23 protein-coding genes and 1 pseudogene are annotated in these 23,337 nt (G+C 65.6%); 8 read left to right on the top strand and 16 right to left on the bottom strand.

What is annotated here, in order from left to right; genetic code table 11:
- Positions 1 to 270: 270 nt before the first annotated feature.
- Entirely contained in the window at positions 271 to 1,527 is a 1,257-nt protein-coding gene (locus HNP52_RS20110) for a site-specific integrase (protein WP_184169809.1), read from the top strand.
- Here the strand turns inward: HNP52_RS20110 and HNP52_RS20105 are convergent.
- Together HNP52_RS20105 and HNP52_RS20100 are read right to left on the bottom strand one after the other, a co-directional pair.
- On the bottom strand, positions 1,481 to 1,774 hold the full coding sequence (locus HNP52_RS20105; protein ID WP_184169807.1) for an AlpA family transcriptional regulator: 294 nt from the start codon (positions 1,772 to 1,774) through the stop codon (positions 1,481 to 1,483). The two genes, HNP52_RS20110 and HNP52_RS20105, sit on opposite strands and share 47 nt — an antisense overlap.
- A gap of 117 nt (positions 1,775 to 1,891) precedes the next feature.
- Positions 1,892 to 2,103: pseudogene (locus tag HNP52_RS20100) on the bottom strand (Atu4866 domain-containing protein).
- A gap of 299 nt (positions 2,104 to 2,402) precedes the next feature.
- On the opposite strand from HNP52_RS20100, the gene HNP52_RS20095 reads away from it, so the two are divergent.
- The 6 genes from HNP52_RS20095 to HNP52_RS20070 all read left to right on the top strand — a co-directional run bounded on the left by HNP52_RS20095 (position 2,403) and on the right by HNP52_RS20070 (position 7,949).
- Positions 2,403 to 3,140, top strand: a complete 738-nt coding sequence (locus HNP52_RS20095) for an SDR family oxidoreductase (RefSeq protein WP_184169804.1) — start codon at positions 2,403 to 2,405, stop codon at positions 3,138 to 3,140.
- Positions 3,141 to 3,187: 47 nt separating this feature from the next.
- Complete coding sequence (locus HNP52_RS20090; RefSeq protein ID WP_184169801.1) at positions 3,188 to 4,087, top strand: SDR family oxidoreductase; 900 nt, start codon at positions 3,188 to 3,190, stop codon at positions 4,085 to 4,087.
- Positions 4,088 to 4,176: 89 nt separating this feature from the next.
- On the top strand, positions 4,177 to 5,076 hold the full coding sequence (locus HNP52_RS20085; protein ID WP_184169799.1) for an SDR family oxidoreductase: 900 nt from the start codon (positions 4,177 to 4,179) through the stop codon (positions 5,074 to 5,076).
- A 335-nt stretch (positions 5,077 to 5,411) separates the two neighbouring features.
- A complete protein-coding gene (locus tag HNP52_RS20080; protein ID WP_184169796.1) occupies positions 5,412 to 6,371 on the top strand; it encodes a LysR family transcriptional regulator in 960 nt (319 codons plus the stop codon).
- On the top strand, positions 6,368 to 7,375 hold the full coding sequence (locus HNP52_RS20075; protein ID WP_184169793.1) for an amidohydrolase family protein: 1,008 nt from the start codon (positions 6,368 to 6,370) through the stop codon (positions 7,373 to 7,375). Before HNP52_RS20080 ends, HNP52_RS20075 begins: the two co-directional genes overlap by 4 nt.
- Before the next feature lie 94 nt (positions 7,376 to 7,469).
- Positions 7,470 to 7,949 carry an ester cyclase gene (locus HNP52_RS20070; protein ID WP_184169790.1) on the top strand — a complete coding sequence of 160 codons (480 nt, stop codon included), beginning with the start codon at positions 7,470 to 7,472 and terminating at the stop codon, positions 7,947 to 7,949.
- Positions 7,950 to 7,996: 47 nt separating this feature from the next.
- Here HNP52_RS20070 and HNP52_RS20065 read toward each other — a convergent pair whose 3' ends face one another.
- The 13 genes from HNP52_RS20065 to HNP52_RS20005 all read right to left on the bottom strand — a co-directional run bounded on the left by HNP52_RS20065 (position 7,997) and on the right by HNP52_RS20005 (position 20,283).
- Entirely contained in the window at positions 7,997 to 8,218 is a 222-nt protein-coding gene (locus HNP52_RS20065; RefSeq protein WP_184169787.1) for a DUF2274 domain-containing protein, read from the bottom strand.
- On the bottom strand, positions 8,218 to 9,354 hold the full coding sequence (locus tag HNP52_RS20060; protein WP_221416597.1) for a TrbI/VirB10 family protein: 1,137 nt from the start codon (positions 9,352 to 9,354) through the stop codon (positions 8,218 to 8,220). Before HNP52_RS20060 ends, HNP52_RS20065 begins: the two co-directional genes overlap by 1 nt.
- Positions 9,355 to 9,425: 71 nt before the next feature.
- Positions 9,426 to 10,454: a P-type conjugative transfer protein TrbG gene (gene trbG / locus HNP52_RS20055; RefSeq protein WP_184169782.1), complete on the bottom strand. Its 1,029-nt coding sequence runs from the start codon at positions 10,452 to 10,454 to the stop codon at positions 9,426 to 9,428.
- A complete protein-coding gene (gene trbF, locus HNP52_RS20050) occupies positions 10,451 to 11,134 on the bottom strand; it encodes a conjugal transfer protein TrbF (protein ID WP_184169779.1) in 684 nt (227 codons plus the stop codon). Before trbF ends, trbG begins: the two co-directional genes overlap by 4 nt.
- Positions 11,134 to 12,477, bottom strand: a complete 1,344-nt coding sequence (gene trbL, locus HNP52_RS20045) for a P-type conjugative transfer protein TrbL (protein ID WP_184169776.1) — start codon at positions 12,475 to 12,477, stop codon at positions 11,134 to 11,136. Before trbL ends, trbF begins: the two co-directional genes overlap by 1 nt.
- Before the next feature lie 4 nt (positions 12,478 to 12,481).
- Positions 12,482 to 12,868 carry a putative entry exclusion protein TrbK-alt gene (gene trbK-alt / locus HNP52_RS20040; RefSeq protein WP_184169773.1) on the bottom strand — a complete coding sequence of 129 codons (387 nt, stop codon included), beginning with the start codon at positions 12,866 to 12,868 and terminating at the stop codon, positions 12,482 to 12,484.
- Between the two features lie 10 nt (positions 12,869 to 12,878).
- Positions 12,879 to 13,643 carry a P-type conjugative transfer protein TrbJ gene (gene trbJ / locus HNP52_RS20035; protein WP_184169770.1) on the bottom strand — a complete coding sequence of 255 codons (765 nt, stop codon included), beginning with the start codon at positions 13,641 to 13,643 and terminating at the stop codon, positions 12,879 to 12,881.
- Positions 13,640 to 16,078: a conjugal transfer protein TrbE gene (gene trbE / locus HNP52_RS20030; protein WP_184169767.1), complete on the bottom strand. Its 2,439-nt coding sequence runs from the start codon at positions 16,076 to 16,078 to the stop codon at positions 13,640 to 13,642. Before trbE ends, trbJ begins: the two co-directional genes overlap by 4 nt.
- Before the next feature lie 8 nt (positions 16,079 to 16,086).
- Positions 16,087 to 16,368, bottom strand: coding sequence for a VirB3 family type IV secretion system protein (locus HNP52_RS20025; RefSeq protein ID WP_058457578.1), 282 nt, complete (start codon positions 16,366 to 16,368; stop codon positions 16,087 to 16,089).
- Positions 16,368 to 16,700, bottom strand: a complete 333-nt coding sequence (locus tag HNP52_RS20020) for a TrbC/VirB2 family protein (RefSeq protein ID WP_184169764.1) — start codon at positions 16,698 to 16,700, stop codon at positions 16,368 to 16,370. The genes HNP52_RS20025 and HNP52_RS20020 overlap by 1 nt, the downstream gene beginning before the upstream one ends.
- Entirely contained in the window at positions 16,697 to 17,632 is a 936-nt protein-coding gene (trbB, locus tag HNP52_RS20015; RefSeq protein WP_221416578.1) for a P-type conjugative transfer ATPase TrbB, read from the bottom strand. The genes HNP52_RS20020 and trbB overlap by 4 nt, the downstream gene beginning before the upstream one ends.
- A 217-nt stretch (positions 17,633 to 17,849) precedes the next feature.
- Complete coding sequence (locus HNP52_RS20010; RefSeq protein ID WP_184169758.1) at positions 17,850 to 18,284, bottom strand: ribbon-helix-helix protein, CopG family; 435 nt, start codon at positions 18,282 to 18,284, stop codon at positions 17,850 to 17,852.
- A gap of 7 nt (positions 18,285 to 18,291) precedes the next feature.
- Complete coding sequence (locus tag HNP52_RS20005; protein ID WP_184169755.1) at positions 18,292 to 20,283, bottom strand: conjugal transfer protein TraG; 1,992 nt, start codon at positions 20,281 to 20,283, stop codon at positions 18,292 to 18,294.
- Between the two features lie 164 nt (positions 20,284 to 20,447).
- Between HNP52_RS20005 and HNP52_RS20000 the strand changes: the two genes are divergently transcribed.
- Positions 20,448 to 21,374, top strand: a complete 927-nt coding sequence (locus HNP52_RS20000) for a hypothetical protein (protein WP_184169752.1) — start codon at positions 20,448 to 20,450, stop codon at positions 21,372 to 21,374.
- Between the two features lie 5 nt (positions 21,375 to 21,379).
- On the opposite strand, the gene HNP52_RS19995 is transcribed toward HNP52_RS20000, so the two are convergent.
- A complete protein-coding gene (locus tag HNP52_RS19995) occupies positions 21,380 to 23,116 on the bottom strand; it encodes a VirD2 family relaxase/mobilization nuclease (protein WP_184169749.1) in 1,737 nt (578 codons plus the stop codon).
- Positions 23,117 to 23,337 lie beyond the last annotated feature (221 nt).

Here is a 23,337-nt window from a genome sequence, read left to right as displayed (position 1 = left end):
CGAATTTACGCCATTGTACGACGTAAGCCACTGAAAACAAAAATAATTTCTGTCGGTGTCGATCGGCAGCTATCGGTGGGTAGAGTTTGGCAATGGCGGTCCGTCTGACGGACCTCGGGCATATTGCTTAGCCGCATTTTTGAAAGTACCGTCATGGGCAATGAGGCTCGTGACGGTACTTTTTTCGTATTAAGCAACTGAAGATATTGGCTATTTTTCGTCTCTGGGCCTCGGATTTGTGCTGACGGTACTTTTCAGGAGGCAGTAGGAATGCTGACGGACGCCGCCCTCAAGGCATTGAAACCAAAAGAGAAGATTTACAAAGTCGCAGATCGTGACGGCATGTATGTGCGCGTCATGCCCAGTGGTGCGATCTCATTTCGCTTAGACTACAGGCTCAACGGCCGTCGGGAGACCGTCTACCTGGGCAGGTACGGGCGCGACGGCATCTCGCTTGCCCGGGCTCGAGAGAAGTGCATCGACGCGAGGCGCGCTGTCGGCGAAGGACGATCGCCTGCGATCGAGAAGCAGCGCGATAAGCGCCGCCTGAAAGAGGCCAAGAGTTTCGGTGAGTTCGGAGAGAAGTGGCTCACGGCCGCTCCGATGGCCGACAGCACGCGGGCCATGCGGCGTTCCATCTTCGAGCGAGAGCTGTTGCCTGTTTGGCGCAATCGCCTCCTGACCGAGATCACGCCAGACGATCTTAGAGCCCATTGTGGCGGTATCGTCGAGCGCGGTGCTCCGGCGACGGCTATCCACGTACGAGACATCCTGAAGCAGATTTACGGCTTTGCGATCCTGCATGGTGAGAAGGTTTCCAACCCGGCCGACGAAGTGGGACCGGCATCGATTGCGACTTTCGCGCCCAAGGACCGCTCGCTTTCGCCCTCTGAAATTCGGGTGATGCTGAAGCAACTCGAACACGTCGCCACGCTTCCCACTATCCGACTGGGAATGCGGCTTTATCTTCTCACGATGGTGCGGAAGAGCGAACTGCAGGACGCGGTTTGGGACGAAGTTGACTTCGAAAATGCGGTTTGGACGATCCCGAAGGAGCGGATGAAGCGCTCGAAGGCGCATAACGTCTACCTGTCGCGCCAAGTGCTCGACATCATGATCGCCCTGAAGACCTGTGCGGGGAATTCACGATACCTTCTGCCGTCGCGATACGACGCAGATGCCCCGATGTCGCGGGCCACGTTCAACCGGGTGACCTACGCAGTTGTCGAACGGGCGAAGGCGGAAGGTCTGCCCCTAGAACCATTTACGGTGCACGATCTACGGCGGACAGGTTCGACTCTGCTGAACGAACTCGGCTTCAACAGCGACTGGATCGAAAAGTGCCTGGCGCATGAGGACGGACGCTCGTCGCGCGGCGTCTATAACAAAGCCGAATATGAGGTGCAGCGTCGGCACATGATGCAGGAGTGGTCGGACATCTTGGACGCCTGGGTCGATGGCAAGAAGTACGTGCCAACGCTCATCCCGCCGTCGATGCCGATCCTGGCGCCCGATCCTGCTCTTTGACCGGGCGGGCTCGACGTTGTTTCACGTCGGGGCCGGGCGCACGGAGAATTGGTTTTGAGCGGCGGGCCGCGAGCCATGCCTGAACCTCGCCCAGATCCCAAACCACGCATCGTGGGGTTAAAGCGAAGCGTCGCGGGAATTCCCCCCGTTGTTCCATTTCGTAGATCGTGCTGTTTGCGAGCGGGACCATCTCCCGCAACTGCTCGCGCCGGATCGTTCGCCGGATCGCTGGATTGGAATCTGTCATCGTAAAGGTCTCGCGGTTTCTTCACGATGATAGAAAGCAATAGTCACCGTCAGATGGAATAGTTTTTTCTGGGGCGTAGCGGCGTGGCGTATTCTAGCGAATACATCGGACGGTTTGCTAGGGTTTCCTGCGGTAGAAGATCATCCCGCCGTGATGATCGCTGACGAATACGCCATCAGCCGTGAAGCCCGCGTCGTCCCAATGTTGACCTGATTGCCCATGACTTCATAGCGGACCTGGTACGCACTCTGCCGCGACCCACGGGCCTCGTCGTAGCGGCCGTTCGCCAGAAGCTCCTGCCGGATGCGACCATCGCCGGTGACCCACATTCCGACATAGGAGTGCTCTGCCATTTTTCTCCTGCTGTTGGATAGTGGGTTGGGCATGGGCGGTGCTCGACGAGCTGGGAGCACCGCGGCCGCGACGATGACGGGGCGTCAGCCCGAACATCGCCAGCCTCGTCTGGATGCGCGGGATTCCGCTGAGCAACCTGCAGTCGAACACCATTGAGACATACTTTAAGTCATTCTAATACTAATAACTATGCATTATTTTTATTGAATGGAGAAGCCTAGGTTGCTCCTCGCCGCCCCAAAGCGACGGCGATGAAAAACAAAGGAGCAAAGAGATGAGCACTCAGGACAAAGTCGCCATCATCACCGGTTCGTCGCGCGGCATCGGCGCCGAGCTCGCGCAGCGCCTCGCGCGCGATGGGTTCAAGGTGGTGGTGAACTACGCCGGTTCGGCGGCGCCCGCGCAGGAAGTGGTCGACAAGATCAAGGCGGCCGGCGGCGAGGCTATCCTCGTCCAAGCCGATGTGTCGGATCCCGCGGCGGTCATCGCGATGTTCGACGCCACCGAAAAGGCCTTCGGCGGCATCGACGTGGTTATCAACTGCGCTGGCGTTCTGCGGCTCGCGAAGATCGCGGAGTTCGATGACAAGACCTTCGACCAGACCATCGCGATCAACCTCAAAGGCACCTTTAACGCCTGCCGCGAGGCGGCCAAGCGCCTGCGGGACGGCGGCCGGATCGTCAATTTCTCGTCCAGCGTCATCGGTGTGCGGCTCCCGACCTACGGCGTCTACATTGCCACCAAGGCGGCGGTCGAGGGACTGACCCAAGTTCTGGCGCAGGAGATGCGCGGACGTGGCATCAGCGTGAACGCAATCGCTCCGGGCCCCGTCGCTACCGAGCTGTTCCTCGAGGGCAAGAGCCCGGAACTGATCGACCACATGGCCAAGATGAATCCGCTCGAGCGGCTCGGCCAGCCCGAGGACATCGTTCGCGCCGTCGCCTTCCTGGTCGGCCCCGAAGGCGGTTGGGTCAACGGCCAGGTCGTCCGCGCCAACGGCGGAATGTGCTGATCGTACAGCCCGCGCCTTCCTGTCGCTCAAACGAAAATAGGTTAGCCATGAAAGAAGTCATTCTCGTTACCGGCGCATCGAGCGGTTTTGGTCTGCTCACCGCCCAGGCTCTCGCGAAAGCGGGACACACCGTATACGCCTCGATGCGTGAGACGGAGGGGCGCAACGCTCCCCAGGTCGCCGCAGTCGCCGCTTACGCCAAGGAACACGGCATCGATCTGCGCACGGTCGAACTCGACGTCGCCTCTGACGACTCGGTCAAGGCTGGGATCGCCAAGGTGGTCGCTGACAATGGCAAGTTAGACGTCATCGTCCACAACGCGGGCCACATGTCGTTCGGCCCGGCCGAAGCCTTCACGGCCGAGCAGTTCGCCCAGCTCTATGACATCAACGTGCTGTCGACCCAGCGGGTGAACCGCGCGGCCCTGCCGCAACTGCGCAAGCAGGGGCGGGGCCTGCTGGTCTGGGTCTCGTCCTCGTCGAGCCGTGGCGGCACGCCGCCGTTTCTCTCGCCCTATTTCGCGGCGAAGGCGGCGATGGATTCCTTGGCCGTCTCCTATGCGAGTGAAGTGTCGCGTTGGGGCATCGAAACCTCGATTGTGGTCCCGGGCGCATTCACAAAGGGCACCAACCACTTTGCCCATGCCGGCGCCCCCGCCGACAAGGGCGTCCAGGCCGAGTACGACAACGGTCCCTACGCCGGCGTCGCCGACCAGGCGCTGAAGGGCCTGGCCGCGCTGGAGCCCGCCGATGCAGACGCGGCCGAGGTCGCCGTCGAAATCGTGAAGATCGTCGACGCTCCCTTCGGCAAGCGCCCCTATCGGGTTTTCGTCGACCCGTCTCGGGATGGCGCCGAGGAGGTTTTCGCAATGGGCGATCGGGTTCGTCGGGAGATGTTCCGCAACATCGGCCTCGAAGACCTGCTGCACCCGCAAGTCAAAGCCTGAGCTTAGCCGGCGCCCCGAGGCGCCCGGTCATCCTGCATCCCGGCTGTTCGCTGCCGGTACGTCACGTCCGAACCCTAGGAGGTCTCGCCATGTCCGAGAAAAAAGTCATCGTCATCACCGGAGCCGGTTCTGGCTTCGGTCGCCTATCCGCCCTCGAACTCGCTCGGGCGGGCCACAAGGTCTACGCATCGATGCGAGACCTCGCCAACCACAGCAAGGACAAAGCGGACGATCTGCGCGCCATCGCCGAGAAGGAAGGGATCGACCTGCATCCCCTCGAACTCGACGTCCGCTTCGAGCCGAGCTGCCGTTCGGCTGCCGACTATGTTCTCGCGGCGGCGGGGCGGATCGACGTCGTCATCAACAACGCGGCGATGATGATGGCCGGCCTGACAGAGTCCTTCCGGCCGGAGCAGGTCGCCCAGATCATCGACCTCAACGCTATCTCCTGGCTGCGGGTGAACCGGGCCTTCCTTCCGGCCATGCGCCGGCAGAACAAGGGGCTCCTGCTCTATATCGGCAGCGGTATCGTGCAGATTCCGGATCCGTTCACCGGTCCCTACGCGGCCAGCAAGGCGGCTGGCGACGTTCTGGCCCAGATCATGGGTCTGGAGAACAGCCGCTACAACATCGAGACGGTGATCTGCATGCCGGGCGCCTATACGTCCGACACCGACCACTTCAAGCACGCCGTCCCGGCCGCCGATCCGACGGTCGCAGACCAGTACAAGAAGCTGGCCGGCCTGGCGCACGAACTGGCGTCCAAGCTTGACTCGACGAATGTGCCGGGAGCGCGCACGGACGCGCAAGAGGTGGCCGAGCGCGTGCGCGAGGTGATCGACATGCCGCACGGAACGAGGCCCTATCGGTTCGAAGTCGACCCGCAGCAGCGGCAAGCAATGGTCGTCGCCGACAAGGCGCACGAGATGCGCAAGCTCTTCTTCGATCGTCTCGGCGTGTCCGATCTACTGACCGTTCCCGGTGAATGAGCCAGAGACCGCAGGGAATTCTTCGTCTCGGCTAAAGAGCCATGCGGAAACGCGGGTATTATCTCCGTCCGTAAAAGTGGCCACATCACAGACGTCAGACAGGCAAAGCGGTCCAGGCCCGGGAGTTTGCGGAAACCTGGATCGCGGCGCCCTTAATCCCGGCGTGTCACTGGGACAATCGAAAACGCATTCACATGATGGAGGACCTGATGTCTGCGCAACGGAATGTGGAACTGCTCAAGGAATATCTCGACGCGCTTCAGCGCAGCGACAAAGCGAAGATGGTCAGTATGCTGGCGAAAGCGGCAGCGGCTCCTCAGCGTGTGTGAGCTAGCATGGTCGACCTCGCGTTGGACCTACGGAACATTCGCGCGGTGATCGTGGCCGCCGAACAGGGAAGCCTCAGGAAGGCCGCGCCGGTGCTCGGCGCCTCTCAGTCGGCGATCACGAGACGCATCCAAATCCTTGAGCGGCGGCTCGGGTACGAGCTGCTTGAGCGCGATTACCGGGGAACGCGGCTGACAAGCGCAGGGGCGGAGTTCCTCAAGGCTGTCGGGCCGAGCTTGGTCCAATTCGATCGTGCCATCCAACTCGGAGCCGCCGCGCATGGCGGCGACAGCGGCGCTTTGCGCGTCGGCGTCCTGGCGCCCGTGCCGTCCGGCTGCCTCTTCGACCTCTTTCAGCGATTCCGGGAGGGATCGAAGGGGGTAAAGCTGATTCTGCAGGAAGGCACGGGGGAGGAGAACCTCCTTCGCCTGACGCTCGGTCAATTGGACATGTCACTCATCGTGCAGGACGACGGGTTCGAGGGATATGAGCGCATCGATCTGTGGCGCGAGCAACTGGTGATCGCCTTACCTTCGGGGCACGCGCTCACGCGGTACGACAGCGTTCGATGGGAGGATCTTCGGCGCGAGACGTTCGTCATATCCAAAGGCGGCCCGGGACCCGATCTTGCAAGGCACCTTCAGCAACGTCTTCGCGCGCCCGGTGTCGAGCCTGATATTGAGTACCAGGACATTGGACATCCAGGTGTGATCAGCCTCGTGAGGATGGGGTTCGGGATCACACTCATCTGCGCGGCAGCCGTGGACCCCTCGTCGCCAGGCCTTGAGATCCGGCCCCTTGTCGGTGGGTTCGACACGGTCGGGCTGGGCGCGGTCTGGTCGCGCAACAATTCGAATCGCGCGCTGCGACGGCTGTTGAGCCTGATGCGCGAGAAGGTCCGGAGCTGCGTGCGGTCGGAAGCATTGGCTGTGCCGCCGGCCCCGACGGTTTTAGGGAGATGGTCATGAAAATTGTCGCACTGGAAGAACATTTCATAACGGAAGAAGTCCGGCTCGCCTGGACGCGATGCACAGGTTCCTCCCGGGACGAGAGCTTTGATCGCTTCAATACTCCCGTCCTGGAGAATCGCCTCAAAGATCTTGGAGAGGCGCGCCTTCGACAGATGGACGAGAGCGGCGTCGACGTGCAGGTCCTCTCCTTGAACACGCCTGGCGTCCAGAACCTCGACGCCGTCGAGGCGGTCGCGATCGCGCGGCAGGCCAACGACCTCATGGCGCGGACGATTGAGCGCCGACCTGATCGGTTCGAGGGCTTCGCGACGCTCCCCACACCCGATCCAATCGCAGCGGCGCTCGAACTGGAGCGCGCGGTCTCGGTGCTCGGTCTCAGGGGCGCCATGCTCATGGGGCGCACTGGTGAGCGCCATCTGGACGATCCTTCGATGCTGCCGATCTTCGAGACCGCCGCCCGGCTACGGGTGCCCCTGTATCTTCATCCGCAGATCCCGGTGGCGGCCGTGCGGCAAAGCTATTACTCGGGATTTGGCGACACGACGGACGTCGCTTTCGCGACGCTCGGTTGGGGATGGCACTACGAAACCGGCGTTGAGGCGGTGCGCCTGATCCTTTCAGGCCTGTTTGACCGATTCCCCGACCTGCAAATCATCTTGGGGCACTGGGGCGAGACAATGCTCTTCTATCTGGAGCGCATCGACGTGATGTCGAAGTTCGCGCCGAATCTGAAGAGGTCCGTCTCAGAATACGTCCGGCAAAACTTCTATGTCACGCCGAGCGGAATGCTTAGTCCCACCTATCTGCGGTGGTCGATCGAGACGATCGGCGTCGAGCGCATCATGTTTTCGACGGACTACCCGTACCAGATCGCGCCCGGCCGCGGAGCGCGGGATTTCGTCGAGAGCGCCGCGCTGTCGGACGCTGAGAAGGTGATGATCGCGCATGCGAACTGGGACGACCTGAAAGCCAGGGCGCGATCGTCCTCAGCCGGCGCGTAAACGAGCCATCTCGCTACCGTGGAAGGCAGGTCGCGCGGCCGCGATTGTCGAACGGAGGACGGAAAGGATGACGCACGCGATGGATACGATACCTATGAACATGACTTCGGCATCGTCCGCGCCCGTGGCCGCCATCGCGCAAGCAGCGCTCTCCGCAGAGTCGGCTCGCATTTTGGTCCAGCCAATCTACGATGCGCTGACCGCTTCGGCGCCGGATTTGGTACGAGGTCGGCTTGAAGCGGCGACGACATCCGATTGGCAGAACTGCGCCACCGAGCATGTCTGCGAGACACGCGAGACAGCGATCGAACGGTGGAGCGCGCGCATCGAACGTGTTCCAGACTTCCGGTTCGTGATGCGGGAGGTCTTGGTCTCCGGCAACAGGATCATCGTGCGCGGAGAAGCGATCGGAACACCGGCGGTGCCCTTCATGGGCGTTTCGCCCTCGGGCCGATCGTTCAGACTGATGACCATCGACATCCACGAGATCGTCGACGGCAAGGTTCATCGCACATATCATCTGGAGGACTGGGCGCGGGCGTTGCGACAATTGCGCGGCGAGGAAGCCCTCTGATCGCGTTGATATGCGAGCTTGAAGGACGCTCGGTCTTTCGAGCGTGGCTACGTGCGGGTCCGCTTCGCCTTGGCAAAGGCGCGGTCGGTGCTGATGAACCGCTCGAGCATGGGGACGATGAGACGAGCAGGCTCGACAGCGGACCGGCCATGTTCTCGCGCAAGTATTTCCGCATAGGCCGTCAATTCGCGATGCAGCGCCGCTGGAAGCTCCACGGTGAGCTTGACCGACTTTTCGTCCACGAGCGGACCAAGCTTCAATTTCGCCATTATGGCGCTCCGTAGGGTTCGAGTATCAAATCGCGGGTGACGATCACACGGACTGGGAAGCCCGGGCGGATCGTCAAGGTTGGCGCGATGTTGAGCTGGCGGCGAACGATCTGTTGGCCGGCGTCGTTGATGGTGTCCTGACCGCCGTTGCGAATAGCCTGGACGAGGCGATCATCGTCGTTCGTAGCGAGCTCGGCGCCGACGCTGAGAAGCGTCGAGAGCCCGGCCGCCTTGGCGAGATCCCACCAGTGGTAATCGACTCCATCCTGCAGGCCGGCATAGCCCTCGGCGTCGGCACCGGGCTGCCGTTCCAGCACGATGCTGCGGCCGCTTGGGAAGATCAGCCGGTTCCAGACCAGGAGGACACGGCTTTGGCCGAACTGGACGTTATTGTCGTACTGGCCGATGACGCGCGTGCCCTGAGGAATGAGCAGGATGCGCCCCGTCGGACTGTCGTAGATGTTCTCGGTGACCTGGGCGGTGATCTGGCCCGGAAGATCAGATCGGATGCCGGTGATCAGCGCCGCCGAAATGACGGCGCCCGCCTGAAGGATGTTCGGCGAGGCAGGTGCTGCGACGCGATCGGCGGAGACGGTGCGCCGATCGACCGGCGTATTGAGGAAGGCCTGCTGCCGCTCCTGGGCCGTCGGGGTCGCGGCCGGTGGCGCGAGCCCAAGGCTGGTCAGGTCGGGCAGTGGCGGGTTCGGCGTGTTCGCGGTGGCCGGCGCGGCATTGCGCGCTTCGGAGGCCGCGAACAGCCGGCTGGTGCGCGCCGTCTCTATCTCCTGGAGCCGGCGCTGCTCCTCGGCGCTGAGTCCGGGCTGCGGCGGGGCGACGCCGGGATTGGGCACGGGCTGGCCGCGGTTCTGGGCGCTGACGATCGGCCGGCCGAGGTCGCCGGGCAGCGGCGGCCCGAGCTGCGGCACGCCGCTATAGTCGCGCGGCAGGCCCTGCAGGCCGTCGGCCGTGGTGCGGTTATCGGTCGAATAAAGCTCCTCCGGCGCTCGGCCGCTGTTGCGGGTTTGGAGCGCATAAACGAGCGCACCGCCAATGCCGAGGCTGGCGACCAGGCCGAGCCCGGCGAGCACCTTGCGCGACAGTCGTGTCACGCGCGGCGCATCGGCGCGCAGCCGCATCGGAGCGGCCGCCTCCGGCGCCGATCCGGTCAGCGGCGCGGCCGTTTCCCCTTCCTCGTTTCGGTCCTCGCTCACGACGCTGGCCTCCCGTCGGTGCGGGTGATCCGGACACGCTTCTGATTGTCGCCCGAGCCGAAGCGCAGCTCGGCGGCGGCGAACAGCCGGTCGACGATCATGTAGTTGTTGCGGACGCGATAGTTGACCAGCTCCGACGTCGTGCCCTCCGGGCCGACGACGAACAGCGGCGGCATCTCGCCCTGGCCGATGCCCCGCGGAAACTCGATGAAAACTTGCCGGCCGTCGTCATAGGCCCGCAGCGGCCGCCATGCCGCACGGTCGCCGGTCACTTCGTAGCGGAAGTTCAGCCGCGAGAGATCGACGCCGGTGGCGACCGGCTGGGTGGCCTGTGCCTCGGCGTTCTGGCGGCGCAGCGCGATGAGCTGGTCCTGTGGATACTGCCAGGAGACGGAGGCCATATAGGTCCGTTCGGTTGAGCGCAGCTCCATATGGTAGGTGCGCAGATTGGTGTTGATGACGAGGTTGGTCATGAGATCCGCGCGCGTCGGCTTGACCAGGATGTGGACCTGCAGCGTCGCGCCGGCGCCGCTTTGCGTGTCGCCGATAATCCAACGAACCGTATCGCCCGCGGCCACGGGTCCGGAGCCGACGAGCTGCTCACCGGGTTGGAGCGCGACGTCGGTGATCTGCCCGACGGCGGTGTAGACCTGATAGAGGGCGCCTTGCGTGAAGGGATAAACCTGCATCGAGTTGATGAAGCCGTCGCGTACCGGCTGGATACGCGCGGCGGCATTGGCCTGATTGACGCGGGCGGTCGGATCGGCCGGCTCGGGCGCGCGGCGCGATTCCTCGACCGGCTTCATCTGACCGGGAAGCGGCAGCGGTCGCGGCAGCTCGACGACCTGGACCGGCGCGGGAGGATCAACGGTCTGCACGGCGGCCGAAGCGTCGTCGTAGCTGATTTCCGGCGGCGGCGTCGTGGTGGCGCAGCCGGCCAGCGCCGTCGCCGAGAGCAGCAGAGCCGCGAATGTGTGAATGTGCAAAGCCGGCCTTCCGGCTTTACGGAAATACGGCTTTGTCATTGCCCCAGCTCCCGTGACCATGAGATTGCGTTGACGTAGATCCCCAAGGGATTGGCCCGCAGCCGATCGGCATGGCGGGGTATCTGGACGAAGATCGTGAGGATCGCCGTCCAGCGTGTCGTGTCGGCGAGCTGGCCGTTCTCATACCGGCGCTCGGTCCAGGCGACGCGGAAGCTGTCCGGCGACGCGCGGATGACGCTCGAAACATCGACGGCGATCTGCTGGCGGCCGACCTTGGTGAAGGGATCGTTCGAGCGCGCGTAATCGTTCAGCGCGGCCGCACCGCGATCGGTCGTGAAGTCATAGGCGCGCAGCCAGTTCTGGCGGACGATGATCGCGTCGGCCGGGATCGAGCGAACCTGCTCGATGAAGCGCGCCAGGTGGAAGGCGATCTGCGGGTCGGTCGGCTGGTAGTCGGCGGTCGCCGGCGCGATCGCCTGTGCCTGGCCGAGCCGGTCGGTCTGCACCACCCAAGGCACGACGGTTCCGCGTGCGGACTGCCAGACCAGGGCAGCGGCGAAGCCAGCGCTGAGCAACAGCGAGCCGAAGGCCATGTAGCGCCAGTTGCGCGCCTGGACGCGGGCCGAGCCGATGCGCTCGTCCCAGACCTGGGCGGCGCGTTGATAAGGGGTCTCGGGCTCGGGAGCCTTTCCGTAGTGCGTGGAGGGTCGTCGGAACATCAGCGGTCGCTTTCAGAGAGGTTGATGGAAGAGCCGCCGCCATGGCTGTCGCCGCTGCGCACAGCATGGACGGTCGTCGAGACGGCGTGGCTCATCTGCTGGGAGCGCTTCATGCGCTGGGCCCAGGCCGGCGGCGTGTTGGCGTTGCCGGCGGCGGGCGCGGCCTCTTCGGAGCCGCCGCCGATGGTGCCCATGGTCGAGGAGCCGCCGGTCGCCTCGAAGGCGGACTTCGCGCCGTCCGAGAAGCTGGAGCGCATGCTCTCGGCGGCGCGCCGGAGCGGCGATGTCGCTGCGGAACCGGCGGCCCGGGCGACGCCGCCCAGGCCGCTGGCCACGCCCGAGGCGCCCGTCTGCCCTGCGGCGCCCAGGCTGTAGGCAGTCGAAGCGCCACCCGCGAGAGCTGCGCCCCCGCGAGCGGCGGCGGCCGCGCCACCTGCCAGCGCGGCTCCTCCGGACGCGACCGCTCCAACCGTCGCGGCGCCTGCGGCGACCATGCCGCCCGCGGCAAGGCCGGTTCCGATGGCGGCGCCCGCGCCGAGCTGGGGTCCGCCAGAGACGAGACCGTTGGCGATGCCCGGACCGAAGATGCCGAGGCCGAGCAGCGTCAGCGCCGCCAGCACGATGGCCATGGCCTGGTCGATGGTGGGCGTCGCCCCGCCGAAGCCGGCGGTGAATTCAGAAAACAGGCTCGACCCGATGCCGATGATGACGCCGAGGACGAGCACCTTGATGCCGGAGCTAATGACGTTGCCGAGCACGCGCTCAGCCATGAACGCCGACTTGCCGAACAGCCCGAACGGGATGAGCACGAAGCCCGCCAGCGTGGTGAGCTTGAATTCGATCAGCGTCACGAAGAGCTGGATCGCGAGGATGAAAAAGGCCAGCAGCACGAGCGCCCAGGCGAGCAGCATCACCGCGATCTGAATGAAGTTCTCAAAGAAACTCCAGTAACCCATGAGATCGGATATGGAATCGAGCAGCGGCCTGCCGGCGTCGAGCCCTGTCTGAGCGACGCGGCCGGGCCGCATCATGTCGGCGACGGTGAAGCCGGTGCCGGAGGCTTTCAGGCCGAGGCCCGCAAAGCTCTCGAAGATGATGCGGGCCAGGTTGTTCCAGTTGCCGATGAGGTAGGCGAAGACGCCGACGAACAGCGTCTTCTTCACCAGGCGCGCCATGATATCTTCGTCGGCGCCCCAGCTCCAAAACAGGGCGGCGAGCGTGACGTCGATGACGATCAACGTCGTGGCGATGAATGCCACTTCGCTGGAGAGAAGCCCGAACCCGCCGTCGATGTAGCGGGTGAAAACTTCCAAGAAGTGGTCGATGACGCCGGTGCCGCCCATGATGTCAGCGCGCCTCGTTCGTGTGGGAGTCGGTGGCTGGCGCCGGCGTCTCGACGACCGGCTCGCGCTGCTGCGGTGGGTTGAGCGGCGTGCCCTGGGGACCGGGCGCCTGCGGCGCCGGCTGCGGCTGGATGGGCTGCGACGGGGCGAGGAAGCGGTCGCGGTTCTCGGCCCAGGTCTGCAGGCAGCCGCTGTCGCTCGTGCCGGCCTCGCCGAGCCGCTGGCAGCGCCGCAGCTCTGCCTTGAGCGGATCGGCCGCCGCTTCCGCAGGCGCCGCGATGCTGCGGTAGATCGACGGCTCGTCCTTGCGGGCGAGTTCGATGGCGGTGGCGGTGACGGCGAAGGTCACGAAGAAGATGGCGCCGATGCGTGCGAGGATCTTTCCGTCCATCGTCGCGCCCTCAGTTGCCGTTCTGGAACATCTGCGCGTTGCCGGGCTGGTAGCCCGAGCCCGGCGTCAGGAAACGGCGGCGCTGCTCGCGGCCCTGTTCGGCGGCGGCGGCGCGCTCGGCCTCGGCGAGCGCCTGGGACCGGCCGTTGGCCGAGACGACGGCGGTAAGATCGGCGAGCTGCTGGGCCTGAAGCGCGAGAAGCTGGTTGCCCGCCTGAGTCGCCTGCAGCGCGCCGGTGGCACCCTGGCTTTGGCCGACCAGCGCCGACATCTGCGTGCGGTTGGTGTCGATGTTGCCCACGACGCCGGCCTGGACGCGCATGGCGTCCTGCAGGCCGGAGACGGTGTTGTTCCAGCGTTCCTTCGCCTGGACGACGAGCTGCTGGTCGGACGCGCTCATCGGGGCGCTTCCGGCCCCGTAGTTCGTGCGGAACGCCTGGTCGATGTTCTGGACGTTGTAGGCGATGCCCTGTGCCTGCTGCAGGAGCTGCTGGGTCCGCTGGACCGACTGCTGGAGCTGCTGGAGCGAGGAGAACGGCAGGTTCGCGAGGTTGCGCGCCTGATTGATCAGCGACTGCGCCTGGTTCTGGAGGCTGGTGATCTGGTTGTTGATCTGCTCCAGCGCGCGGGCTGCCTGGAGCACGTTCGACGCGTAATTGGTCGGGTCATAGACGATCCATTGCGCCGAGGCCGGGGCGATCAGCACCGGGGAAGCGGACAACGGGATGGCGAGGACGGCGGCGGCGATCGCCGCGCGGGGAATGCGCAGTTTCATGGCAGGCTCTCCAGGTTGGTGAGATCGGGAATGAGATCGACCGCCCAGGACGCGCCGCGCAGGCGCAGCCAGGCGGCGAGGAAGCCGTCGCGGCCGTGCTCGGTGACGATGCGGTCGATGGCGGCCTGGTCGGTCTTCGACGAGGCTGCGCAGAGCGCCAGCGCGACGTCTGATAGGCCCAGCTCGAAGAGGCGGTTGCCGCGGCGGGACTGGCAGTAGTAGTCGCGCTTGGGCATCGCCCGCGCGAGGATCTCGATCTGCCGCGAATTGAGCCCGAAGCGCTGATAGATCGCGGTGATCTGCGGCTCGATCGCGCGCTCGTTCGGCAGTAGCAGCCGGGTCTGGCAGCTCTCGATAATGGCCGGTGCAATCGCCGAACCGTCGATGTCGGAGAGCGACTGCGTGGCGAAGACGACGCTGGCGTTCTTCTTTCTGAGGGTCTTCAGCCACTCGCGGAGCTGGCCGGCGAAGCCCTCGTCGTCGAGGGCAAGCCAGCCTTCGTCGACGATGATAAGCGTCGGCTCGCCGTTCAGCCGGTCCTCGATGCGATGAAAGAGATAGGCGAGCACCGCCGGGGCGGCGTCGGTCCCGATGAGGCCCTCGGTCTCGAACGCCTGTACGGTGGCGACACCGAGATGCTCGCTCTCGGCGTCGAGCAGCCGGCCATAGGGCCCGCCGACGCAATAGGGTCTGAGCGCCTGCTTCAGGTCGTTCGACTGGAGCAGCACCGCGAGCCCGGTGATCGTGCGCTCGGCGATCGGCGCGGAGGCGAGCGAGGTCAGCGCCGTCCAGATCAGCTCCTTGACGTCCGGGGTGATCGCGACGCTTTCCCGCGCCAGAATCGCGATGATCCAGTCGGCGGCCCAGGCGCGCTCGGCGGTTTCGTCGATCCGCGAGAGCGGCTGGAGCGAGACGCTGTCGGCCGAGCCCTCGGTCAGTCCGCCGCCGAGATCATGCCAGTCGCCGCCCATGGCGATGGCGGCAGCGCGAATCGAGCCGCCGAAATCGAAGGCGAAGACCTGTGCTCGGGCGTAGCGGCGGAATTGCAGCGCCATGAGCGCGAGCAACACCGACTTGCCGGCGCCGGTGGGGCCGACGACGAGCGTATGGCCGACGTCGCCGACATGGATGGAAAACCGGAACGGGGTGCTTCCCTCGGTCTTGCCGAACAGCAAGGGGGGCGCACTGAGATGGTCATCCCGTTCCGGACCCGCCCACACCGCCGAGAGCGGGATCATATGGGCAAGGTTCAATGTGCTGATTGGGGGCTGCCGGACGTTGGCGTAGACGTGGCCGGGCAGCGAGCCGAGCCAGGCGTCGGCCGCGTTGATGCCCTCGGGCATCGCCGTGAAATCGCGACCCTGGATGACCTTCTCGACGAGCCGCAGTTTTTCGGCCGCGATGCGTGGATCGTTGTCCCAGACGGCAATCGTGGCGGTGACATAGGCCTGGCCGGCGAAATCCGCTCCCAGCTCTTGGAGCGCGAGATCCGCATCAGCGGCCTTGTTGGCGGCGTCGGTGTCGACCAGTGTCGAGGCCTCGTTGGTCATCACCTCCTTGAGGATCGCGGCGATCGACTTGCGCTTCGAGAACCACTGCCGCCGGATTTTCGTGACGAGCCTGGTGGCGTCGGTCTTGTCGAGCAGGATCGCCCGCGTCGACCAGCGATATGGGAACGCGAGACGGTTCAGCTCGTCGAGCAGACCCGGCGTCGTGACGGTGGGAAAGCCGACGATGGTCAGGATACGCAGATGCGCCTCGCCGAGCCGGGGTTCGAGCCCGCCGGTGAGCGCCTGATCGGCGACCAGCGCATCGAGATACATCGGCGTTTCCGGCACGCGGACGCGGTGGCGCTTGGTCGAAACGGTCGAGTGCAGATAGGTCAGTGTCTCGACATCATCGAGCCAGGCGCATTCCGGCATGAAGGCTTCGACGAGCTGCAGGATGCGGTCGGTGCGGTCGACGAAACCGCGCAGCGCCTCCCACGCGTCGACGCCGCGATCGGCCTTGCCCTCGTAGAGCCAGCTTTCGGCGCGGGCGGCGTCCTCGGCGGGCGGCAGGTAGGCGAAGGTGATGAAGTAGCTGGACTCGTAATGGGCCGCGTCTTCCTCGAAGTCCGCCTTGCGCTCGGCATCGACCAGAGCGGAGGCAGCATCCGGAAACCGGCTCGCGGGATAGGCGCCAACGGCGTGGCGCTGCGCTTCGACGAAGATCGCCCATCCGCTGCCGAGGCGGCGGAAGGCGCTGTTCAGCCGACCGGCGACCGCGACCAGCTCGGCCTGGACGGCGGAATCGAGGTCGGGACCACGAAAGCGCGCCGAGCGCTGGAACGAGCCGTCCTTGTTGAGGACGACGCCAGGAGCGACGAGCGCCGCCCAGGGCAGGAAATCGGCGAGCCGGGTCGAGGTGCGGCGATATTCGGCGAGGTTCATCATGGCGGGCCTCAGACTCCGAGATGGCCGGGGATGCGCAGGTGCCGGCGTCCGACGTCGACGAACTGCGGGTCGCGCTTGGCCGCCCAGACGGCGGCGAAGTGGCCGACGGCCCAGACCGCGAGGCCCACCAGCCAGAGGCGCAGGCCGAGACCGAGCGCGGCGGCGAGCGTGCCGTTGAGGATGGCGATGCTCCGGGGCGCACCGCCGAGCAGGATGTGCTCGGTCAAGGCGCGGTGAACCGGAACGGTGAACCCCGGCACGTCGCCGCCGCTCTCGATCGGCCCGGCCATCAGACGAGCGCTCCGCCGCCGAAGCTGAAGAACGAGAGGAAGAACGAGCTGGCGGCGAAGGCGATCGACAGGCCGAAGACGATCTGGATCAGGCGCCGGAAGCCGCCGGACGTGTCGCCGAAAGCGAGCGTCAGGCCGGTGACGATGATGACGATGACGGCGAGGATCTTGGCGACCGGGCCCTCGATCGATTCCAGGATCGATTGCAGTGGGGCTTCCCATGGCATCGAGGAGCCGGAAGCGTGGGCGGCGGGCGCCAGCGCGAGGCTGACGAACGCGACGGCCGCGACCGTGCGGATGTGGCGCTGGATGCGCAAGGCATGACGGATCATGAGGGGTCTCCTTCGGGGGGCTGGGTTGCGGGGGTGACGCGGTAGTCGCCGCCGGGGCCGAGCCCCTCGACGCGGCCGAGTTCGGCGAGGCGTCGGTTCGAGCCGCGTCCGGAGAGGACGGCGACGAGGTCGATCGTCTCGGCGATCAGCGCGCGCGGGACGGTGACGACGGCTTCCTGGATGAGCTGTTCGAGGCGGCGGAGCGCGCCGAGCGCGGTGCCGGCGTGGATCGTGCCGACACCGCCGGGATGGCCGGTGCCCCACGCCTTGAGCAGGTCGAGGGCTTCTGCGCCGCGCACCTCGCCGATCGGGATGCGGTCGGGCCGCAAGCGCAGCGAGGAGCGGACCAGATCGGAGAGCGTGGCGACGCCGTCCTTGGTCCGCATCGCCACCAGGTTGGGAGCGGCGCATTGCAGCTCGCGGGTGTCCTCGATCAGGACGACGCGATCCGAGGTCTTGGCGACCTCGGCGAGCAGCGCGTTGGTGAGCGTGGTCTTGCCGGTGGAGGTGCCGCCGGCGACCAGGATATTGCGGCGGTCGGCGACGGCCTGGCGCAGGACCTCGGCCTGCACGGCCGACATGATGCCGGCGGCGACGTAATCCTGCAGCGTGAAGACGGCGACAGCCGGCTTGCGGATGGCGAAGGCCGGGGCCGCCACGACGGGCGGAAGCAGGCCCTCGAACCGCTCTCCCGTTTCCGGCAGCTCGGCCGAGACGCGCGGGTTGCCGATATGGACCTCGGCGCCGACATGGTGCGCGACCAGGCGCACGATGCGTTCGCCGTCCTCGGGCGACAGCGTCTCGCCGGTGTCCGACAGCCCCTCTGAAAGCCGGTCGACCCAGAGGCGGCCGTCGGGGTTGAGCATCACCTCGACGACGCTGGCGTCGCTCAGGAATCCGGCGATGGCGGGGCCAAGGGCCGTCCGCAACATGCGGGCGCCTCGAAGTATCGCTTCAGATTTCTGGTGCGAAACGGCCACGTCATCCCCGTTCTTTGCGGGACCGCGTTAGGCCGCCCCTGGATCGGGGATGAGTAAGAGAACCGGAAATCGGCCCTCGGCAACAGGTGTCAGGGCGTAGTAGCAGTGTAGCGTGCAGAGACAGGGAAACGGCGGGACTGCCGATTACTTGAGTTGCCGCAATCGCTGCTTATCGCGCGTCGCGCGCGGGCTCGATGTCCTCGGAAATCTCCTGACGGAGCTTGGGGCCCTTGGCGAGTCGGCGGCCGAGAGCGGCGACGAAGGCGTCGTAACGCTCGCTGGCCTGCGCCCTTGCGGCGGCCTGGGCCGGCTCGGGCAGCGGCGGGTTCGAGGTCAGCCAGAAGCGCACGAAGACCGCCAACATTTCGACCGAGATCCCCGTGTCGCGCTCCAAGCGGGTCATGCGGCGATCGAGCTGGTCGAGGCGTTTGGTGGTGGCCGCTTCCTGCCGCTCGGCCGCGTCGGGCGACAGGAAGGATGCGATTGCGGCCTCGGCGATCAGTGAGCGCGACTGGTCGCGGCGGGCGGCGTGAGCGGCGAGCGCCTTCATCACCTCGGGTTCGAGATAGACCGACAGGCGCTGTTTCTTCGACGGATTGGCCATGGACGTCTCACAGCTCCATGCCGTCGTTCGGGTCGAGCGAGACCTGACGGGCGACGCCCTGCATCACCTGGTTGGCGCGGCTGATCTGCGCGGTATCTTCGTCGGCGTCGTCATCGAGCCCGACCTCGAACTCATTCTCGATCGGCGCCTTCTTCTCGGTGGGGGCGGCGCGGTTCAGCTCGGGCTGATGGCGACGTTCGGAGCCGGTCGGATCTTCGTCGCCGCCCTCGGCCGCGGCACCGCCCTCGGCGAGCGCGGTGGCTGGGCGGGCCGGAACCGGCAACCGGCTCCAGTCATCCGTGGCCGGCGCGGTCGACTTGGCGATCGTCGGCGGCGCGACGATCCGCTCCTTGAACCGCCGGTCCTCGAAATAGCGCGCCTTCTTCGCCCGGATCGGCGGGGTGCCGGCGACCATGACGATCTCGTCTGCCGGCGGGAGCTGCATCACCTCGCCGGGCGTGAGCAGCGGCCTGGCCGTTTCCGAGCGCGACACCATCAGGTGCCCCAGCCACGGGCTCAGCCGATGGCCGGCATAGTTGCGCATGGCGCGCATCTCGGTGGCGGTTCCGAGTGCGTCGCTGACCCTCTTCGCGGTCCGTTCGTCGTTGGTCGCGAAGCTGACGCGAACGTGGCAGTTGTCGAGGATCGAGTTGTTCGGGCCATATGCCTTCTCGATCTGATTCAGCGACTGCGCGATGAGGAAGCTCTTCAGCCCGTATCCCGCCATGAAGGCCAACGCGGATTCAAAGAAGTCGAGCCGGCCGAGCGCGGGGAACTCGTCGAGCATGAGGAGCAGCCGATGCCGGTTGCCCTTGGCGTGCAGGTCCTCGGTCAGGCGTCGGCCGATCTGGTTTAGGATCAGCCGGATGAGCGGTTTGGTCCGTGCGATGTCGGACGGCGGCACGACCAGGTAGAGACTGGTCGGATGCCGAGCCCCGACGATGTCGGCAATGCGCCAGTCGCAGCGGCGCGTCACCTCCGCCACAACGGGATCGCGGTAAAGCCCGAGGAACGACATGGCGGTCGAGAGCACGCCCGATCGCTCATTGTCGGATTTGTTGAGCAGCTCGCGCGCCGCCGACGCGATGACCGGGTGCGGCCCGACCTCGCCGAGATGGGCAGTCTTCATCATCGCCGCCAAGGTCGACTCGATCGGCCGCTTCGGATCGGACAGGAATGCGGCAACGCCAGCGAGTGTCTTGTCCTCCTCGGCATAGAGGACGTGTAGGATCGCCCCGACCAGGAGCGCGTGGCTGGTCTTCTCCCAGTGGTTCCGCTTTTCGAGCGAGCCTTCCGGATCGACCAGGATGTCGGCGATGTTCTGAACGTCGCGCACTTCCCATTCGCCGCGGCGCACCTCGAGCAGCGGATTGTAGGCAGAGGACTTGGCATTGGTCGGATCGAACAGCAGCACGCGGCCGTGACGGGCGCGGAAGCCGGCGGTGAGCGTCCAGTTCTCGCCCTTGATGTCATGGACGATGGCCGAGCCGGGCCAGGTCAGAAGCGATGGAACCACAAGGCCGACGCCCTTGCCCGATCTGGTCGGGGCGAAGCACAGCACATGCTCGGGCCCGTCGTGCCTCAGATAAGCGTGGTCGAACTTGCCGAGCACCACGCCGTCCTCGCCGAGCAGACCGGCTCCGCGCACCTCGTCGGTGCGAGCCCAGCGGGCCGAGCCGAAGGTCTCGGCGTCCTTTGCCTCCCGCGCGCGCCAGACCGACATGCCGATCGCAACCGCGATCGAAATGAACCCTCCGGAGGCGGCGATATAGGCGCCCTCGACGAAGATCGGCGGCGCATACGCATCATAGAAATACCACCACGGGAAGAAGGACCACGGATAGTAGACCGGCCAGTCGCCGAGCATGAACCAGGCCGCCCCGAGCTGCGGTTGGAAGCCGAGCTTGAATGCCGTCCATTGGGTGGCAGCCCAGGTCGTCAGCAGGACGATGGCGAAGACGGTGAGGATCTGCCCCCAAAGTATTTTTGTGGCTGACACGACCAGCTCCCCTCAAGAAATCTGGGAGTTCGGAGCGAGCACCAAGTAAATTCAAGTCCTGGAGACTATCGATCGCAGAAACGGCGACCGTGGCGTGCAAATCGGCGGCCTAAGCAGTATGTTCGACAGGCTAGACAAGCGCTGCACCTTGGGGGGATTTGAAGATGGCGTCGCCGTTTGATGCAATACCGGACGTCGTGATCGACTATGTCCGCAACGTGTTTGGCGCGGCGAACGAGAAGGTTTCGCGCGCTATGTCCGCCCATCCCTCAATGCACGAGGAGTCGCTCGACCACATCTTGGTTATGGAGCTTACGGCTGCCCCGCCGGCGTTCTTTGCTGCCGAGCAGGTTGGCGTGTCGCTCGAATCGCACTGGCTCGGCGGACGGTGGATGCACGGTCGGTGGGAGATCGCCGACATCGCGATCTTCGTGCTACTGCGTCGCCGCGGCAATCTCGTCGCACGCAAAGTCGCGCTTCTCCAAACGAAGCGGCTTTATTCCAAGGAAATTCCCGTCGCGCCGATCGACGAGTCTGATTATCGAATTGGCATTGGCCGATTGGCGGACAGGACCGATCGATTGGTGCCGATCTCCTCGCAGCGCGTATTCGGCTTTGACCTCACGTCAGCATATCAGGCGACGGGGGCTGGCCACCGGCAGATCGACCATATCGATGAATACTTCGAGCTACGCGGCATTCCGGTTTACTACGGGTTCTACAATCCAGTGTCGCTTCCATTTCAGACGGCATATCCGATCCTGGACGGCCGTCTGCCCGAAGGCGGGAACGACGTCGGTTGCCGCGTGGTGCCGGCAGATCATGTTCATGCCGTGATGCGGGGGCTCGTCAAAGGTCGGTCGCCATCCGTGAGCGATATCAAGGCGGGCTCGCCCTTCGACCCGCTTGATCCGACCTCCACCCTCGGCTGGCGGTTGGAGCGCTTCGTCGCCGACGAAGTGTTGAAATGCCGACAAGGCCGCCTGTTCGAGGACCTAAGTGACCAGAACCTCCGGGCGCTTCTCTATGAACGGTCGGCGCCGATTTCGACCGCCATCACGATCACCATCGATGTCGGTGGCGACGCATAGGGCGATCACAGTCCGAGCCCCCGCTTGCGGCCAAAGCTCCAGTCGATGCCGCCGTCGCTGCGGGCAACGCCCGAGACATGGCGGCCGAGCTGCTTTTCGAGCGACGGTGTCCACGGCACGAGACTGAAGCCGAGGCCGTCGTCGATCATGGCGAAGCGGCCGGTCGCGAGCGTGAGGCGCCGCTGATAGGTGCCGGTGACGTACTCGCCGCTCTCCGGCTTGACCTGGGGTCGGCTGGTCTCGGCGGCAATCCGCGTGGCGGCCGCGTGCAGCTCGCGCCGGCGCAGCGTGTCAATCAAGCCGGGCTGGAAGTTGACGCCGCGCTTCTGCCGCTCGGCGAGGCCCTGGCTGACCAGGTGTTCGGCGCGGCGATCCATGGCGTCGCGCACCTCGGCGCCGAAGCCGCCGCCGAGCGCTACGGGCTCGCGCGCGATAGCCTGCCGGTCGAGCCAGGTCGCCCCGGTCGCGGTGACCTGCCGCTCGATGTCGAGATCGGATCGCACGGCGATCGCGACGCGTCGACGGCCCTGTGCATCGTCGAACTTGCGCAACTCGACGATCGAGCCCGGCGCACTGTCGCCGGCCGCGTCGAGGTCAGGCAGCTTGATATGATGGGACCGTCCATCGACGCCGTCGACGACGGCAAACGCCGTGCCCTTCAGCTCGTCGTCGAGGCCACGGGCGACCAGGCGGCCGATAACCGGGTCGCTGAGGCTCTCGGAAGCGAGCACGTAGCCCGCCGCGCCGCGCTCGATGCCGCGCTCGGTCAGGCCATGGTGGATACGCTTGATGATGTCGCCACGCTCGCCGAGTTCGCGCAGCGTCGCCTCGGCCTTCTCCGAGATCGTCCACTGGCCGGGGCCGATTTCGTCGGCGAGCCCGAGCCCCTCCAGCTTACGAAGCCGCCCGACCTTGAGTGCATGGAATTCGTCGGGCTGACGATCTGGATGCGGGGCGAGATCGATGACGCCGGTGCGATAGGCATCGCGGGCGAGCTGGCGATCGAGGTTGGTCCAGCGATCGGTGTCGATCTGGCGTTCGAGCGTGCGCCGGATCTCCTGATCGGTGCGCGGCCCCAGCTCGCGGGTGATGAGATCGCGCGCCCGGTCGCGCATGCCCTCCTTTATATAATCGCGCGAGATGACCAGGTCCTGGCCGTCATCGCGAACGCCGCGAACGATCAGGTGGACATGCGGATGCTCGGTGTTCCAGTGATCGACCGCCACCCATTCGAGCCGGGTGCCGAGATCCTTCTCCATCTGGCCGACCAGCTCGCGGGCGAAGCCCTTGAGGTCGGACATCTCCACCGCGTCGTCCGGGCTGACGATGAAACGGAAGTGGTGGCGGTCGCCCTCGGCGCGCTCGGCGAAATCCTTGGCGTCGACATCGTCACCGCCGGGGCCGAACAGACGCGCCTTCTCCCCATCTCGGGTGACGCCGTCGCGGCGCAGATAGTTGAGATGGGTCCCGAGCGGGGCGTTGCGGCCGCCATGGCGGACCACGCGCGCCTTGATCACCGCACCGCGCGAGCGCGCGGTGATCAGGCGGTTCGCCTGGATCGAGGCCCGCTGGCCCCGCCCGAAGCGGGAGCGCGCCCCAGGCCCGATCTTCCCTTGCCGGGAGACGCTGCCGCCGGCCCGTTGGGCGGCGGCAAGGGCCTGGGCGATGAAGGGCCGCACCCGCTGGGCGCTGGTCGAGCGGATGCGGCCGGGCCGGATGCGGAATTCGTTCTCGTCGGTCACGGCTGAGGCCCCGCACATCGCGCGAAGCCGATGATTTTGTTGATGGAAGCGCCGGAGCGCAGGCTGCGCCGATCAGGCGCGCCTCGCGAAATCGCGGCATAAGTCGTTGAAAAAGCACAACCGAACCAAGGCGCACATCGCGCCCTTTTATCCTGCCATCGTGCGGTTGTGCTTGCGGGGCTCCCTCCCAACGCCCTCCAATCTGCGCTGGGGTTCGCCAT

The organism is Sphingomonas kyeonggiensis (assembly GCF_014204495.1).
Taxonomy (GTDB): domain Bacteria; phylum Pseudomonadota; class Alphaproteobacteria; order Sphingomonadales; family Sphingomonadaceae; genus Sphingomonas; species Sphingomonas kyeonggiensis_A.
The sequence above is the reverse complement of the archived record's forward strand: the minus strand, read 5'-3'. Positions and strand labels throughout refer to the sequence as shown.